The organism is Cupriavidus sp. CPT47-8839-RL05A (assembly GCF_058792255.1).
In genome coordinates, this window is record NZ_JBYTEG010000002.1 from 94,136 (window position 1) to 108,982 (window position 14,847).

13 protein-coding genes are annotated in these 14,847 nt (G+C 67.9%); 5 read left to right on the plus strand and 8 right to left on the minus strand.

The window, feature by feature from the left end:
- Positions 1-9: 9 nt before the first annotated feature.
- Genes AC3WVS_RS02540 through AC3WVS_RS02550 form a run of 3 tightly spaced genes read right to left on the minus strand, consistent with a single transcriptional unit; the run spans position 10 to position 2,448 of the window.
- Entirely contained in the window at positions 10-789 is a 780-nt protein-coding gene (locus AC3WVS_RS02540; protein WP_492317251.1) for a cyclase family protein, read from the minus strand.
- Positions 790-815: 26 nt separating this feature from the next.
- The gene (locus AC3WVS_RS02545; protein WP_492317252.1) at positions 816-1,343 is read right to left on the minus strand and encodes a flavin reductase family protein; all 528 of its coding nucleotides are present in this window, start codon (positions 1,341-1,343) and stop codon (positions 816-818) included.
- Positions 1,330-2,448 carry an LLM class flavin-dependent oxidoreductase gene (locus tag AC3WVS_RS02550; protein ID WP_153953330.1) on the minus strand — a complete coding sequence of 373 codons (1,119 nt, stop codon included), beginning with the start codon at positions 2,446-2,448 and terminating at the stop codon, positions 1,330-1,332. Before AC3WVS_RS02550 ends, AC3WVS_RS02545 begins: the two co-directional genes overlap by 14 nt.
- Positions 2,449-2,554: 106 nt before the next feature.
- Here AC3WVS_RS02550 and AC3WVS_RS02555 point away from each other — a divergent pair, with 106 nt between their 5' ends.
- A complete protein-coding gene (locus tag AC3WVS_RS02555) occupies positions 2,555-3,118 on the plus strand; it encodes a winged helix DNA-binding protein (protein WP_492317253.1) in 564 nt (187 codons plus the stop codon).
- A 382-nt stretch (positions 3,119-3,500) separates the two neighbouring features.
- Here AC3WVS_RS02555 and AC3WVS_RS02560 read toward each other — a convergent pair whose 3' ends face one another.
- Both AC3WVS_RS02560 and AC3WVS_RS02565 read right to left on the minus strand, forming a co-directional pair.
- Complete coding sequence (locus AC3WVS_RS02560; RefSeq protein ID WP_011617655.1) at positions 3,501-4,484, minus strand: Bug family tripartite tricarboxylate transporter substrate binding protein; 984 nt, start codon at positions 4,482-4,484, stop codon at positions 3,501-3,503.
- Positions 4,485-4,591: 107 nt separating this feature from the next.
- Positions 4,592-5,569 carry a LysR substrate-binding domain-containing protein gene (locus AC3WVS_RS02565; protein WP_492317254.1) on the minus strand — a complete coding sequence of 326 codons (978 nt, stop codon included), beginning with the start codon at positions 5,567-5,569 and terminating at the stop codon, positions 4,592-4,594.
- Between the two features lie 125 nt (positions 5,570-5,694).
- Between AC3WVS_RS02565 and AC3WVS_RS02570 the strand changes: the two genes are divergently transcribed.
- Together AC3WVS_RS02570 and AC3WVS_RS02575 are read left to right on the plus strand one after the other, a co-directional pair.
- Entirely contained in the window at positions 5,695-6,867 is a 1,173-nt protein-coding gene (locus tag AC3WVS_RS02570) for a CaiB/BaiF CoA transferase family protein (protein ID WP_492317255.1), read from the plus strand.
- Between the two features lie 11 nt (positions 6,868-6,878).
- Positions 6,879-7,700 (plus strand): HpcH/HpaI aldolase/citrate lyase family protein, encoded by an 822-nt coding sequence (locus AC3WVS_RS02575; RefSeq protein WP_492317256.1) that lies wholly within the window; start codon positions 6,879-6,881, stop codon positions 7,698-7,700.
- 10 nt (positions 7,701-7,710) lie between these two features.
- Here the strand turns inward: AC3WVS_RS02575 and AC3WVS_RS02580 are convergent, their stop codons facing one another.
- Positions 7,711-9,036 (minus strand): MFS transporter, encoded by a 1,326-nt coding sequence (locus AC3WVS_RS02580; protein ID WP_492317257.1) that lies wholly within the window; start codon positions 9,034-9,036, stop codon positions 7,711-7,713.
- A 64-nt stretch (positions 9,037-9,100) separates the two neighbouring features.
- Entirely contained in the window at positions 9,101-10,270 is a 1,170-nt protein-coding gene (locus AC3WVS_RS02585) for a M20 aminoacylase family protein (RefSeq protein WP_492317258.1), read from the minus strand.
- Between the two features lie 101 nt (positions 10,271-10,371).
- Between AC3WVS_RS02585 and AC3WVS_RS02590 the strand changes: the two genes are divergently transcribed.
- Positions 10,372-11,310: a LysR family transcriptional regulator gene (locus AC3WVS_RS02590; protein ID WP_492317435.1), complete on the plus strand. Its 939-nt coding sequence runs from the start codon at positions 10,372-10,374 to the stop codon at positions 11,308-11,310.
- Between the two features lie 73 nt (positions 11,311-11,383).
- On the opposite strand, the gene AC3WVS_RS02595 is transcribed toward AC3WVS_RS02590, so the two are convergent.
- Positions 11,384-12,004 carry a flavodoxin family protein gene (locus tag AC3WVS_RS02595; protein WP_010811027.1) on the minus strand — a complete coding sequence of 207 codons (621 nt, stop codon included), beginning with the start codon at positions 12,002-12,004 and terminating at the stop codon, positions 11,384-11,386.
- Between the two features lie 313 nt (positions 12,005-12,317).
- Here AC3WVS_RS02595 and AC3WVS_RS02600 point away from each other — a divergent pair, with 313 nt between their 5' ends.
- A complete protein-coding gene (locus tag AC3WVS_RS02600) occupies positions 12,318-14,516 on the plus strand; it encodes a TonB-dependent receptor family protein (protein WP_492317259.1) in 2,199 nt (732 codons plus the stop codon).
- Positions 14,517-14,847 lie beyond the last annotated feature (331 nt).

Consider the following 14,847-nt stretch of genomic DNA (forward strand, 5'->3'; position numbering starts at 1 on the left):
GCGGCTCTGTCAGGTGGCCGCGATCGCCAGTACTCGCAACGGACTGCCCGACCCGTTCTGGATCTTCAGCGGTGCCGCCACGATCAGCGTGCCGGTGGGCGGAAGCTGGTCCAGGTTCTTCAGGCATTGCAGGCCGTACTTGTTCGCGCCGTGCATCAGCGTGTGGCACGGGTAGGGCAGCGGCCAGGCGTAGGACTGGCCGGCATCGGTGTTGATGGTTTCAACGCCGAAGCCGTGGACATTGCGTTCATGGATCAGCCACTCGACGGCTTCTTGCGTTGGCCCAGGCGTGTGAGCGCCGTCGTCGCGCAGCCCCAGGAACTCCGCCGGATCCGTCTTCTTGCTCCAGTCGGTGCGCAGCAGCACCCAGGCGCCGGCGGGAATGCGGCTGTGGTCGGCTTCCCAGCGCTGCAGGTGCGCCACCGTCAGCACCCAGTCGGGGTTCTCCGCCACTTCGGCGCTGGCATCGACCACTACCGCGGGGGCGATGAAGTTGGCCGGGTCGATGGTGTCCACGGTGTTGTTGGCGTGGTCCTTGCCCGAGATCCAGTGCACCGGCGCGTCGAAATGCGTGCCGGTATGCTCGCCGCAGGAGAAGTTGTTCCAGTACCAGCCCGGTCCCTTGTCGTCATATTGGCTGATGCGTTCCATCTTGAACGCCCACACCTGCCCGAACTCGGGGGGTAGCACCAGCGCGGGGAAGTCCGGCGACAGGGTCTGCGTCAGGTCGATGATCCTTGCCTTGCCGCCGGAAAGGTCCGCGGCAAGCTGTTGCACGGTGTTGCTCATGGGGTTTCCTTGTTGTGTACGCCGTATCAGGCCGAAGCGTGCGCCAGCCGCGTGTACCGTCCCTGCCAGTAGAGCAGTGGCGCCGGGGCCTGTTCGGCCACATGGACCGCCCGCACGCGCCCGATGATCAGGATGTGCCCGTGGCGCTCCAGCAGTTCCTCGGCCTCGCAATCCATTGCCACCACGGCATCGGCCAGCACGGGGGCGCCGTCTGGGGTCAGCTGGGTCCAGGCGTCGCTGCCGTAGCGCGCGGTGCCGGCCTCGCCGCCAAAGCCGGTGAAGCGCTGCGCGATCGCCTGCTGCTCCACGCGCAGCAGGTTCACGCCGAAGCGCCGCGTGCTCTGCAGCAGCCCGGCCGAAGAACTCCTCGCCTTCATCGACGCCACCACCATCGGCGGCTCGGCCGAGAACGACGACACCGAGGTTGCGGTGAAGCCGCTGCGCTCTTCGCCTTCGGCCACCGTCACCACGGTCACCGCGCCGGCGAAGCCGCGCATTGCCTGCTTGAACTGTTGCTGCAGCGCCGCCAGCCGGTCGTGCTTACTGGCCGCCATTTTTCGACCCTCCGGGCTGGCGCAGGCCGCGTGCCTCCAGGATCGGCAGCACCGTGTCGCGGAAGTACGGGAACTCCTTCACGTAGTCGACGAACGACAGCGTGGTGCCCTTGAAGCCGGCTTCGGCCAGCGCGCAGATGCCATCGGCCACTTGCTCGGGCGTGCCCACCAGCGGGAAGCCGCCGTGGCCCGCCGCCATGCGGTCGCGGATCAGCGCCAGCAGGTCGTGCGGGAACGACTGCGCGTTGGCGAACTGCAGCGCCACCAGGTTGTCCACCGCAGCCCAGTCGGCGTTGTCCTGCGCAAAGTGGCGCAGGTAGTCGCGCGCTTCCTGCTCGGTCGGGCGGCACACCACGTGCGAGAAGGTCAGCACTTGCACCGGCTTGTCCGCCGCACGGGCCTTGGCTTTCAGCTCGGCCACTTCCACTTTGGAACGCGCCAGGTCGATCGCCGGCGTGAACAGGAAGTTGGCGTTCTGGATGGCGAAGTCGCGGCCTTCGCCGGAGCCGGCGGCGTTCAGGATCGGCGGGCGCTCGCCGTGCCACGGCTTGGGCAGGCCGTAGATGCCCTTCAGGTGGAAGTTCTCGCCGTCATAGTTGAAGGCGCCGTCGCGCTCCCAGATCTGCTTGATGACGTCGAACCACTCCTGCGCATAGCTGTAGCGCTTGTCGTGGCCGGCGGCCAGCGGCAGGCCCAGGGCTTCGTACTCGGGGCGGTTCCAGCCCGCCACGATGTTCAGGCCCGCGCGGCCCTGGCCGATCTGGTCCAGCGTCGCGATCTGCTTGGCCACCACCGCCGGGTGGTTGGCCGCGGTGTGGATGGTGGCGAATACGGTCAGGTTCTTGGTCTGCGCCAGCAACCCGGCCGCCCACGTGATCGTTTCCAGCACCGAGCCGTGGAAGTCGGTCTCGCCGCCGTAGCCGATCCAGCGCGCGATCGGCAGCATGAAGTCGATGCCGGCATCGTCCAGCATCCGGGCCAGCTTCGCGTTGTTTTCCCACGAGTTGTCCCAGCGCTCGCCGATCTTGGTCACCGACATGCCACCCGAGCAATTGGTCGCAAACGTGCCCAGTACAAAGTCCTTCGTGTTCAGAATTTTTCTCATGCGTATCTCCCGGCCAAGTAGAATCCCTAGCATGCGCCGCACGCGGATAATGCGGCGCCCGTACTGCCCTGAAAAACCCACGCACGCAACGTGCGTCGAGCTGACAATGCCCAAGACCTCGAGTAACTCCACGCCATCCGCGAAAATCGACCGTACTGCCGAACAACATCGCTGGCACCTGGCGACGGATGATTTCAGCGTCGAGATCACCGACCTCGAATACGCCGTCATGCGGGTTTATCAGTCGTTCCTGCGGTGGCAGTCCGAATGCCTGGCGGCCGTGACCGGGATTACGCTGAGCGGGCAGGAAAATACCCTGCTGCACATCATCCGGATGCACGAGCGGCCCAAGACCATCAAGGACCTGCTGCACATGACCAATCGCCAGGACGTGCCCAACATGCAATATGAGTTGCGCAAGCTGCTCAAGGCCGAACTGGTCGACAAATACGGCAGCGCACGCACGGGCATTTACTACTTCGCCACTGACGAAGGCATAAGGGTGTGCGACGAATTTGCCCGCTTGCGGCGCGAGACACTGCTCGAGACCGCGCAAGGCGAATTCGGCCCTAAGTCCGGCGCGCTGAGGGCGGCCGGGCAGCTGGAACAACTGGAGAAGGTCTACGAGATCGCTACGCGTGAAATCGCGACCTATCACCGCCGTCGCTAGAAGGCGTGGTTTTGGAAACTCATCGGGGGGCGCTGTCTCCTGGTGGCGCGTGACGTATCGCGCGCATCAAATAAATAATCAAATAAAAGATTTATTTGATGCAAATGTAGCGCACTCCCGCAGGCTTCGCCAAGGCATTTTGAGTTAGGGGAAACACCAAGAGGGATGGCCCTGATGGTTCGCCGTCGTGGGGCTGTCTGGCCCGACGATTAGCCGAAGGCAGGAACTACCTCTTGAGGAAAGCTGCTGGAAGGGGTCTTGTCGCGATAATTTCGCGACCGGTGGGTGCTGGAGCTGGCGGCGCTCGTTGCCCGATAGGGTTGGGGGTGTGCGGGAGTGGCGGCATGCCCGCTGGCGTGCCGCCTGGGTGTCCGTTTTGCGCTTAGTCCACCTGCGCGCCCGATGCCTTCACGATGCGGGCCCACTTGTCCATGTCGGACGCCAGCATCTTGCTGAACTGCTGCGGCGTGCCCGTCATCACTTCGGCGCCCTGTGCCGCCAGCTTGTCGCGCAGGGTCTTGTCCGCCAGGATCTCCTGCATGGCCTGGCCGAGCTTTTGGGTCACGTCCTTCGGCGTATTCTTGACCGCGAACAGGCCGACCCAGAGGTCGCCGCTATACCCGGGCACGGTTTCGTTGATCGCGGGAATGTCCGGCGCGAACGGCGAGCGCTTGGCGGAGCTGACGCCGAGCGCGCGCACCTTGCCCGCCTTGATATGGGCCAGCACCGACGGCAGGCTGGCGAAGGCCAGCGGCACCTGGTTGCCCAGCACATCGTTCAGCGCCGGCGCGACGCCCTTGTAGGGCACGTGTTCGAGCTTGATGCCGGCCATGCTGTTGAGCATCTCGCCCAGCAGGTGGTTCAGCGTGCCATTGCCGGCGGAGGCATAGCGGTAGTAGTCCGGCCTGGCCTTGGCCATCGCGATCAATTCGGGCAGCGACTTGGCGGGGAAGGCGGGATTGGCCACCAGCACGTTCGGCACGCTTGCCACCGGGGCGATCGGCTCGAAATCCTTGACCGGGTCGAACGGGATGCTGCGGTACAGCGACGGGTTGATGGCCTGCGTGCTGCTGATGGTCATCAGCAGCGTGTAGCCGTCCGGCGTGGCGCGGGCCGCTGCCTGGGTGCCGATATTGCCGCCGGCGCCCGGGCGGTTTTCCACCACCACTTGCTGGCCGAGCCGTTGCGACAGGGTCGCGGCGACCAGGCGCGCGACGATGTCATTGGTGCCGCCCGGCGCCTGCGGCACGATCATCTGGATGGGCTTGGACGGATAGGGGGCGGCGGCGAGGGCCCTGGCGCTGAACAGCGGCAGGCATGCGGCCAGGGCAGCGGCGGCTGCCAGGGCGCGGCGGGTGCGTTGCATGGTGTCTCCTGGAATTGCGGGGCCGTGAATGCCGGCCCAGGCTGGTGGCAACTCTAGCCGACTGCCGCGCCGGCGTGAAATTCAATCGCCGACTACGGGCATAAGTTTTATTGATCGGCCGCAGGCGGCGGAATGAGCGGCTTGAGCGACCCGCCTGCCGCAATGCGCTCGGCCACCAGTTCACGCAGCACCTCCGCCACGGCCTCGGCCGCGCTGGTGCGCGGCAGCGCGCGTGGCCAGCACAGCGACAGCGTGCGGCGCAGTTCCGGCACGATCAGGTGCCGCGGCACTTCGCTGTCCGCGTCGGACAGCGACGACGCGGGCAGGATGGTGCACGCCAGGCCCTCGCGCGCGGTCGCCAGCAGGAAGGGCAGCGAATCCAGGTCGGCCACCACGTTCAGCGACACGCCGGCCTGCGCGAAGGCAAGCTCGACCACTTCGCGCAGGCCCTGCGAGCCGCTTGGCAGCACGAGTGGCAGCTCGCCCAGTGCCTTGATCGCGACCGTGGCGCCTTCCGCACCGGCCTGCACCCGGGACTTCGCTCGCGCCGTTGCGCGCCCGCGCATCACGGGAGGCGTCCCGACCAGGTATAGCGATTCGCTCGCCAGCCGCTCCAGTTCCACCGCGCGCGACGGCACATCGCGGAACAGGATGGCGAAGTCCAGCCGGTTGTGGTCCAGCAGCTCCGAGATATAACCGCTCATGCTCTCGAACAGCTGCAGCCGGATTTGCGGATAGCGGGCGCGCACCGCGCGGATCAGCGGCATGCCGAATGCCGCTGCCGCCGTGGTGGGCAGGCCGATGGCAACCATGCCGGTAACATCCGTGCCGGCCACCCGGGCCTCGGCGCCTGCGATCTCCACCTGCCGCAGGATATTGCGGGCGTGGCGATAGAGCGTGCGGCCGGCTTCCGTGGGTTTGACACCTTTGGCGCCGCGGTGGACCAGCGGCACGCCCAGCTCTTTTTCCAGTGCCGCCAGCTGCTGGCTGAGTGCGGGCTGCGCCACGCAGACCACTTCGGCTGCCCGCGTCAGGCTGCCCTGGTCGACGATGGCGATGAAATAGCGCATGGCGCGCAGGTCCATGGCAGGCTCCGGGAGAATTCCAAGGTATTCATTCTACTTATGATCCCCTCGGCAATCGGTATTTCCCAGGTGCGGCCCGGTCCGGTAGATTGCCGTCAGGACATTGCGCAAAACCGGATACCACCATGCCCCATCCCCTCGAAGGCATCACCGTCGTTTCCCTGGAGCAGGCGATCGCGGCCCCGTTCTGCACCCGCCAGCTGGCGGATCTGGGCGCGCGCATCATCAAGATCGAGCGGCCTGGCAGCGGCGACTTTGCCCGCGCCTACGACACGCGCGTGCGCGGCTTGTCTTCGCACTTCGTCTGGACCAACCGCTCCAAGGAGAGCCTGACGCTCGACGTCAAGCACGCCGGGGCCGCCCCCGTGCTGGCCGGACTGCTCGAACGCGCGGACGTGCTGGTGCAGAACCTCGCGCCCGGCGCGGCCGCGCGCCTGGGCCTGGACTTCGATAGCCTGAGCGAAAAGTACCCGCGCCTGATCGTGTGCGATATCTCGGGCTATGGCAGCGACGGCCCGTACCGCGACAAGAAAGCCTACGACCTGCTGGTCCAGAGCGAGTCCGGCTTTGTCTCCGTGACCGGCACGCCGGACGACGGCGTCAAGGCAGGTGCCTCGGTGGCCGATATTGCGGCCGGCATGTACGCCTATACCAATATCCTGGCCGCGCTGCTGGAACGCGGCAAGACCGGGCGCGGCAAGCGCATCGATATCTCGATGCTGGAATCGATGGTGGAGTGGATGGGCTTCCCGCTCTACTACGCCTTCGATGGCGCCGAGCCGCCGCCGCGCGCGGGCGCGGCACATGCCACCATCTATCCCTATGGCCCGTTTCCGACCGGCGATGGCAAGACCGTGATGCTGGGACTGCAGAACGAGCGCGAGTGGGTCGTGTTCTGCCAGGCAGTGCTGGGCGAACCCGATCTCGCCACGCATCCCGACTTTGCCAGCAACAGCCTGCGCAATCAGAACCGCGCGGCGCTGCGCGCGCGCATCGTCGACAGCTTCTCGGGCCTGACCGCCACCGAAGTGGTCGACCGGCTGGAGGCCGCCAGGATTGCCAATGCGCGGGTCAATACCATCGCTGACGTTTGGGACCACCCCCAGCTGGCGGCGCGCCAGCGCTGGCGCCAGGTCGACACGCCGGTGGGCCCGGTGCCGGCGTTGCTGCCGCCGGGCATGACCGAGGCACGCATGGACCCGATTCCGGCGCTCGGCGCGAGCACCGATGCCATCCTGGCCGAACTGGGCCAGACCGCGGCGCAGATTGCCGCGTTGCGCTCGGCCGGCGCGGTCTGAAAGGAGCAGCCATGCCGATCGCCAATCCTCGCAGCTACCTGTTTGTCCCGGCCTCGCGTCCGGAGCGCATCGCCAAGGCGATCGGCTCCGGCGCCGATGCCGTCATTGTCGATTTCGAGGATGCGGTCGCGCCCGCCGACAAGGGGCAGGCCCGCGACGGGCTTGGCGCCCCATGGGCGGCGCTGGGCCAGCGGGCAGCGGCAGCCGGCGTCGCCATGCTGGTGCGCATCAACGGCGCCGATACCGCGTACTACGAAGACGACCTCGCCTGGTGCCGCGCACAGGGTGTCGCGGAAATCGTGCTGCCGAAGGCCGATCCGGCCGGCGTCCATGCGCTTGCTGCGGCATTGCCCGGTGTGCGCTGTTTCCCGCTGGTCGAGAACGCCGCCGGCTTCGCCGGCTTGCGCGATCTGGCCCGTGCCGGCGGCGTGGTCCGGCTGCTGTTCGGCAGCATCGACCTGATGTTCGATCTCGACGTGCAGGACGACGGCGAAGCGTTGCACTACTTTCGCAGCCGGCTGGTGCTTCATTCCCGCGCGGCCGGTTTGCCCGCGCCCGTGGATGGCGTTTGCACCGCAATCGGCGATGACGCTGCACTTGCCGCGGAAACGCGCCGCGCCCGGGCCTTCGGCTTTGGCGCCAAGCTGCTGATCCATCCGGGCCAGGTCCGCGGCGTGCATGACGGCCTGGCGCCGTCGGCCGATGAACGGCACTGGGCCGGGCGCGTACTGGCCGCGGCCGCCGCTGCCGACGGCGCCGCGGTGGCGGTGGACGGCAAGATGGTGGACCGTCCGGTGCTGGAGCGCGCGCGCCGGATCTTGTCCGGAGCGTAGTCCACCACAGTCAGTCCAGCCGCTTGCCCGCCGTCTCCGGCACCATCGCCAGCCCGACCAGCGAAATCAGCCCGCAGCCGATCACATACAGCGCCGGCGCGCCGGCATTGCCGGTCAGTTCGATCAGCCAGGTGGCGATCAGCTGCGCGAAGCCGCCGAACACCAGCACGCCGATGCAATAGACCACCGACAACCCGCTCGCGCGGATGCGGCGCGGGAACAACTCAGTGATCAGCACCACGGACGGCACCACGTTCAGCACCAGCGGCAGGGCCAGCATCGCGACCACGGCCAGCAGCGTGCCGAGCGACGGCCGTGCGTTGAGCAGCAGGAAGGCGGGGTAGACCAGCACCAGCATCGCCACGCGCGACCACAGGATGGCGGGCTTGCGGCCGATGCGGTCGGACAGCCTGCCGGCATACGCAGACAGGGCCACCTGCACCAGTGCGGCGACGCAGCCGGCGGCCATGCTGAGCCCGAGCGGGATCTTCAGTACCGTCACCGCGTAGCTGGTCATGTAGTGCAGCACGATATAGGTGGCGGAGGTGCCGCCGATCGTCACCAGCACGCCGGCCACCACCACGCGGCCGTGCCCACGGAAGATTTCAGCCAGGCCGGCGCGTTCATGGCCCCGAGCGCAGGCGGCCGGCACTTCGGCGGTTTCTTCCAGGTGGCGGCGGATATAGAGACCGAGCGGGATCACCAGGATGCCGATGGCGAACGGCACGCGCCAGCCCCAGCTTTGCAGGGCATCAGGCGAGAGGCCGTTGGTCAGCGACAGTCCGACTACCGCCCCCAGCAGCACGCTCACGCCCTGGCTGAACAACTGCCAGCTGCCGTAGTAGCCGCGGGAATGGTCGTCGGCGTACTCCATCAGCAGCGCCGTGGAGGCCCCGACCTCGCCGCCCAGCGCAAAGCCCTGCAGCAGCCGCGCCAGCACGATCAGCAGCGGCGCGGCCAGGCCGGCCTGCGCATAGGTGGGCGTGACCACGAACAGCAGCGAGCCCAGCCCCATCAGCCACAGCGTCAGCGCCATGGCCGGCTTGCGCCCCACGCGGTCGGCGTAGAGTCCGATCAGCAGGCCGCCGAGCGGGCGCGCGACAAAGCCCACGCCAAACGTGGCCAGCGACAGCATCAGCTGGCCGAAGCTGCCGCTCACGGGAAAGAACAGCTGGCCGATCAGTACCGCGAAGAAGCTGTAGACGGTGAAATCGTAGAACTCCAGGCCGTTGCCAATGGTGATGGCTGCGATCACGCGACGGCGCGGTGCGGCGCGGCTGGCCGGGGGCACGGCATAAGCGCCGTCCAGCGGCTGCGCGGGCAGGGAAGTGGGCATTCGGTGTCTCCGTGGGGGGGGTGGCGCCGGCCTCGGGGCCGGTCATTGTCGATGGGAGCGTGGCTCAGCGCAGGTAGCGCTCGACCAGCTTGACCCAGTAGGTGGCCGCAAGCGGCAGGCAGGCGTCGTTGAAGTCGTAGCCGGGGTTGTGCACCATGCAGCCGCCCTCGCCATCGCCGTTGCCGACGATCAGGTAGCAGCCCGGGCACTCTTCCAGCATGAAAGAGAAGTCCTCGCTGCCGGTCAGCGGCACCATGCTGTCGATCAGGCCGTCCTCGCCCAGCCATTCACGGGCGACCTCGCGCGCCATCCCGGTGGTGGCCGGGTCGTTGACCAGCACCGGGTAGCGGCGGTCGTAGTGCACCTCGGCGCTGGCGCCGAAGCTTTCGGCCTGGGCATGCGCCAGCGCGGTGATGCGTGCCTGCAGCAGGTCGCGCACCTCGGCCTTGAGCGCGCGCACCGACAGGCGCAGCTCGGCGCTCTCGGGGATCACGTTGGCCGCCTTGCCGGCTTCGATCGCGCCGACGGTCACGATGGCCATGTCGAGCGGGTTCACGTTGCGCGCCACCACCGACTGCAGCGCCATCACCATCGACGCGCAGGCCACCACCGGATCGACCGCCCGGTGCGGCACCGCACCGTGGCCACCGCGGCCGGTGACGCGGATCGTGACGGTATCGGACGAGGCCATGAACGGCCCGCCCAGGAAGCCGAACTTGCCGGTCGGGTGGCCGGGCATGTTGTGCAGCGCGAACACCGCATCGCAGGGAAACAGGCGGAACAGGCCGTCCCGGATCATCTCGCGCGCGCCGCCCATGCCTTCCTCGGCCGGCTGGAAGATGACGTGCAGCGTGCCGCGGAAAGGCTTGTGCTCGGCCAGGTAGCGGGCCGCGGCCAGCAGCGTGGCGGTGTGGCCGTCATGGCCGCACGCATGCATCTTGCCGTCGATCTTGCTGGCATACGGCAGGCCCGTGGCTTCGCGGATCGGCAGCGCATCCATGTCGGCGCGCAGGCCGATGGCGCGGCCTTCGCTGTGACGCAGCGTGCCCACCACGCCGGTGCCGCCCAGGCCGCGATGCACGGCATAGCCCCAGGCCTGCAGGCATTCCGCCACCAGGTCGCTGGTGGCGAATTCCTCGAAGCCGAGCTCGGGATGGGCGTGGATACGGTGACGCAGGTCCACCATCTCGGCTTCGATGGCGCGGATGCCGGGCAGGACGGGATCTGGATGCATGGGGTCTCCGGAGGCTTGGTCGGGGGATTGCGTGGGGCGATCTTATGCAGGGCCCGTGCGTGCCGATAGCCGCAATACTGTTATCCTGACATCTCCACCAGATCCAGGCGCTGGTAGCCGTTGCCGATGCCGGCAGCATCCGCGCCGCCGCCCGACTGGTCGGGCTGTCGCAGGCGGCGGTCACCAAGGCGCTGCGCGAGCTGGAAAGCGAGGCGCGGCTGCCCTTGCTGTCGCGTACCGCCAGCGGCGTGGCGCTGACCGACGCGGGGCAGCGCATGCTGGGCCACGCCCGGCTGGTGGTCGGGCAGCTCGCCCGCGCCGGTGAAGAACTGGCCACGCTGCGCGGCGAGGGGGTGGGGCGGCTGAGCATCAGCGTCACGCCCTGGGTGATGCTGACTTTCCTGCCGCGTGTGCTGCTGCGCTTTCGCGAGCGCATGCCGGGCGTGCAGGTGGAGATCTTCGAAGGCCTGACCGCGGTGGCCTTGCCCCGCCTGCGCGAAGGCACGCTGGACTTCGCCGTGGGGCCGTTCACGGCGGCGATGTCCACGCAGGAATTCGAGTGCGAGCCGCTGCTTGCCTACACCTCGTGCGTGATCGCGCGGCGCGGGCATCCGTGCGCGGATGCGCGGTCGCTGCACGGACTGCTGGAGCAGGACTGGGTCGTCAACTACACCGCGGCCAGCTACGAGTCCTTTATGCGCAACCTGTTCTGGCAGCATGAAGCGCGCATCGACCCGGCGCGGCTGCATTGCGCGCACTCCACCGCGCTGCTGCTGGAGCTGATCCGCAATGCCGGCATGATCAGCTATTGCCCGCGGCCGCTGCTGCTGACCGAGTCGATGCGCGGCTGGGTCCAAGCCTTTGCGCTGGCCGAGCAGTTCGAGACCAGCCGGCTCGGCATCATCACGCGCCACAATGCGGTAGGCAGCCCCGCGGCGCAGTGCTTCACCGATTGCCTGCTGCAGGAAATCCGGCGCCGCGCGCGCTCGGCGGCGCAGAAGGACAGCGAGTTGTTCGACGCGCTGGAAGTCTTGTACTGACCGCCCAGGCTCGCGACTGCCCGGAAAAGAAAATCGGCCCCATGCGGGGCCGATGCGTCTGGGTGCGGCCGGATCAGGCAGCTTCTTTCAGTTCCGCCAGCGCGCGCCGGCCCGCGACCAGTTGCTGCGCCACTTCGGCCACGCGGGCACCCAGGTGCTCGGCGGTGCGCAGATCGGCCAGCGGCGGCACCACGTCGGCGCTTTCATCGGCGTTGGACTGAGCGGCGGCGCCCAGGAAGAAGCCGTGGCGGTTCAGCGAGTCTTCGGTCGACTTGGAGTTGTTGTGGCCCGGGGGCAGGCCCAGGTTGACCCAGTGCATGCCGTGCTGCGCCGCGAAGATCGCGATCTGCTGCAGCGTGGCCAGCTTGTCGCCGGAGCGCGAAGCCGCGTTGGTGAAGCCGGCTGCGACCTTGTTGGCCCACTTGCCGCCCTTGGCAAAGACATTGCGCGAGGTGGCGTCCATAAAACCCTTGAACTGTGCCGAGGCGCTGCCCATGTAGGTCGGCGCGCCGAAGATGATGGCGTCCACCTGTTCCAGCGTGTCCCAGTGCTGGTCGATGTCCTCGACCGGGATCAGCAGGCTTTCGGTGCCTGCGACATTGCCGGCGCCGCGCGCAACGGCCTGGGCTTGCTTGGCGGTGTGGCCGTAGCCGCTGTGGTAGACGATGGCGACGCGGGTTTGTGCGGTGGTCATGATGGCGGATCCCCTTGATAGTAGCGAAAATCTGAATACCCTTATGCTGCATCGCGTGATGGACTGGTGCGGTTGCGGCGGGTGGTGAAAGCAGTGTAGGGAGCCGTGGGGCGGGCTGCGTGAGCGTCCATGCAATCAGTTGTTGAATTTTTCTGAACAACCAGAATCCGGTGCCGGCTCCATCTCCTCCGCGGGTTTTCCCCGCAGCCAAGCGCGTGGCAATAGTGCTGTGGACACGATAAAGTTGCGACACATTCACCTGTGCCCGGCGCCTCCACATCCGCGCCAGAACCCGCAACCGCTTTCCGATCCCATGAAACCAGGCGGCAGGCAGATTTTGGCGGTCCGGCAGCAGCGCCGTTCCGGTAACCCCGGCATCCCGTTCGCGAACCGCTCCGCGCTGGCGTTCGCCGCGCTGGTCCTGGCCAGCGCCGGCGCGCGTGCCGCCGACCCGCCCGGCACGGCAGTGGCCGCCGCCACCGCCGAAACCCTGCCCGACGTGGTGGTCAGCGCCACCCGCAGCGAACAGCGCCGCTTTGATGCGCCGGCGGCGGTGGACAGCGTGCCGGTCGATCCGCTGCGCAGCGCCACGCCGCTGGTGAACCTGTCCGAGGTGCTGGCCGGCGTGCCGGGCGTGGCGGTGCGCGACCGGCAGAACTACTCGCAGGACCTGCAACTGGCGGTGCGTGGCTTTGGCACGCGCTCCACCTTCGGCGTGCGCGGCGTGCGCCTGTATGTCGACGGCATCCCGGCCACCATGCCGGACGGGCAGGGCCAGGCTTCCACTGCCGACCTTGCCAACGCCAGCCGCGTCGAGGTGCTGCGCGGCCCGTTTGCACAGATGTATGGCAATGCGTCGGGCGGCGTGGTGCAGGTGTTCACGCCCGATCCGCCCAGGGATGGCTTTAGCGGGCGCGCGTCGACCGGCTTCGGCTCGGATGGCCAGTGGCAGGCGGGCATCGCGCTGGCCGGCGGCAACGACCGGCTTGGCGGTTCGCTCGACGCCTGGACCTACCAGACCGACGGCTACCGCGACCACAGCGCGGCGCGCCGCTACCAGCTCAATGCCAAGGTAGTGGCGCAGCCGGCGAGCGGCACGCGCGTGACCGGCCAGTTCAACTATTTCAACCAGCCGCTGGCGCAGGACCCGCTGGGGCTCACGCGCGCGCAGGCCGATGCCAACCCGCGCCAGGCGGTGCCCGCAGCGACCCAGTTCGATACCGGCAAGAATGTCGAGCAGGCCCAGGCCGGCGTGGTGGTGGACCACCAGCTGACCGGGACCGACAGCCTGTCGGCACGCCTGTACGGCGGCACGCGCAACCTGTACCAGCGGCTGGGCTTCAGCGGTGCCGCGCCGAATTCGGCCGGCGGCATCGTCGACCTGGACCGCACCTACGGCGGCGCCGCGCTGTCATGGAGCCGGCGCACCACCACCGCCGCCGGCCTGCCGCTGCTGTGGAGCGCCGGGCTCGAAGCCAACGGCATGCGCGATGGCCGCAACGGCTACGTCAACCAGAACGGCACGCAAGGCGCGCTGCGCCGCGACGAGACCAATACCGCGACCGACCTCGGCGCCTTTGCACAGTTCGACTGGACCTTCCACCCGTCCTGGCAACTGGTGGGCGGCGTGCGCGCCAGCCGGGTGCGGCTTGGCATTGATGACCACTTCATCAATGCGGCCAGCCCCGATGACAGTGGCAACGCAACCTACAGCAACCTCAGCCCCGTGCTTGGCGTGGTGTGGCACGCGCTCGACTCACTCAACCTCTACGCCAACCTCGGCCGCGGCTTCGAGACGCCGACGCTGACCGAAGTCGCCTACGGCCCCGGCGGCGTCGGCAGCAACCTGGGGCTGCAGGCCTCCACCAGCCGCCAGGGCGAGATCGGCATCAAGTGGCAGGCGGCGGGGCAGCGGCTGGAGGCGGCGCTGTTCGATGCCGACAGCCACGACGAGGTGGTGCCCCAATCGAACAATGCCGGGCGCACCGTCTACCAGAATGTCAGCGGCGTGCACCGGCGCGGCTTCGAACTGGGCTGGCGCGGTGGCTTTCTCGGTGAGGTGGGCACGCCAGGCAAGGGCGGCGGCAGCCGTATCGAGGCAGGACTGGCCTATACCTGGCTCGATGCTTACTTCGGCGACAGCTTCGTCAACGCGCAGGGCCAGACCGTGGCGGCCGGCAAGCGCCTGCCCGGCACCGCGCGCCACAGCCTGGGCGCGGACCTGTCATGGCGGCCGGCAGCGCCGCTGACGCTGGGGGCCGAGCTGCGCGTGGACAGCCGCGTCTACGCCGACGACCTCAACACGCAGGCCGCGCCAGGCTATGCGGTGTTCAACCTGCGCGCCGGCTATGAGTTCCGCATCGGCCCGACCCGGCTCTACGTCTTCGGCCGCATCGACAACCTCACCGACCGGCGCTATATCGGCTCTGTGATCGTCAACGAGGCCAACGGGCGGTATTTCGAACCCGCGCCCGGGCGGCGCTTCTTCCTGGGGCTGCGCGCTGCCCTGTGAGATGCGCCGGGTGGCGGTCAACCTGCGGATCAGGACACTATGCCGTCAGGCTGGCAAAGCTGTCCTGTATCCCTCAGAGCGGGCTAATGCCACTGGTTCCGGCACACCGTTGGTGTGCTCCCTCTCCCGCCCGCGCTCTCACCACCATCGACAACTCGTTCGCCAGCGACGCCCAGTACGACGCGGGCGCGCTGGCGGCACGCACTGACCACCGCGTAACTCCCATTGCAAGAGATCGTCAGGGGATCGCGGGAGACTCGCGCGCGCCGGCATGTCCGCTCATACCAGCCAACGAAAATCCCGCCTGAAAACTCAGATTTTTTTAATTCTG

Bases quoted from the DNA above. Each gene is read 5' to 3' on its own strand.
- AC3WVS_RS02570 (WP_492317255.1), top strand. From the start codon at position 5,695: ATGCCCCATCCCCTCGAAGGCATCACCGTCGTTTCCCTGGAGCAGGCG.
- AC3WVS_RS02555 (WP_492317253.1), top strand. From the start codon at position 2,555: ATGCCCAAGACCTCGAGTAACTCCACGCCATCCGCGAAAATCGACCGT.
- AC3WVS_RS02550 (WP_153953330.1), bottom strand. From the start codon at position 2,448: ATGAGAAAAATTCTGAACACGAAGGACTTTGTACTGGGCACGTTTGCG.
- AC3WVS_RS02595 (WP_010811027.1), bottom strand. From the start codon at position 12,004: ATGACCACCGCACAAACCCGCGTCGCCATCGTCTACCACAGCGGCTAC.
- AC3WVS_RS02575 (WP_492317256.1), top strand. From the start codon at position 6,879: ATGCCGATCGCCAATCCTCGCAGCTACCTGTTTGTCCCGGCCTCGCGT.
- AC3WVS_RS02585 (WP_492317258.1), bottom strand. From the start codon at position 10,270: ATGCATCCAGATCCCGTCCTGCCCGGCATCCGCGCCATCGAAGCCGAG.
- AC3WVS_RS02545 (WP_492317252.1), bottom strand. From the start codon at position 1,343: ATGGCGGCCAGTAAGCACGACCGGCTGGCGGCGCTGCAGCAACAGTTC.
- AC3WVS_RS02560 (WP_011617655.1), bottom strand. From the start codon at position 4,484: ATGCAACGCACCCGCCGCGCCCTGGCAGCCGCCGCTGCCCTGGCCGCA.
- AC3WVS_RS02600 (WP_492317259.1), top strand. From the start codon at position 12,318: ATGAAACCAGGCGGCAGGCAGATTTTGGCGGTCCGGCAGCAGCGCCGT.
- AC3WVS_RS02540 (WP_492317251.1), bottom strand. From the start codon at position 789: ATGAGCAACACCGTGCAACAGCTTGCCGCGGACCTTTCCGGCGGCAAG.
- AC3WVS_RS02580 (WP_492317257.1), bottom strand. From the start codon at position 9,036: ATGCCCACTTCCCTGCCCGCGCAGCCGCTGGACGGCGCTTATGCCGTG.
- AC3WVS_RS02565 (WP_492317254.1), bottom strand. From the start codon at position 5,569: ATGGACCTGCGCGCCATGCGCTATTTCATCGCCATCGTCGACCAGGGC.